The 232-nt window shown below is 63.8% G+C and carries 1 protein-coding gene; it reads left to right on the top strand.

Features of this window, described 5'->3' with window-relative positions; genetic code table 11:
- The coding region (locus AAEY55_RS18660; RefSeq protein WP_350552797.1) for a hypothetical protein at positions 1-232 on the top strand (232 nt) is incomplete at both ends.

The raw sequence follows: 232 nt of genomic DNA, 5'->3' as shown, positions 1-232 counted from the left end.
TGACAACAGTGATCGCCCGGCCTCGGTGCTGATCGGCCAACTGCGCGACCACTTGGCCAGCGGCTGGCAGCACACCAGCGACGATCAGCCGCTGATCGACGCACTGACCCAGGAACACCCCCTGCAACCATTCAGCGCCCGCTACTTCCACGAAGGCGATCCGCTGTTCAGCTATGCCCGCGAATGGCAATGGCTGCATCAGGCACCGGCGGTCATCACCCAAGAGCAAGGC

The organism is Pseudoalteromonas sp. 120-MNA-CIBAN-0494, from assembly GCF_040308885.1.
GTDB classification, from domain to species: Bacteria; Pseudomonadota; Gammaproteobacteria; order Enterobacterales; family Alteromonadaceae; genus Pseudoalteromonas; species Pseudoalteromonas nigrifaciens.
The sequence above is the reverse complement of the archived record's forward strand: the minus strand, read 5'-3'. Positions and strand labels throughout refer to the sequence as shown.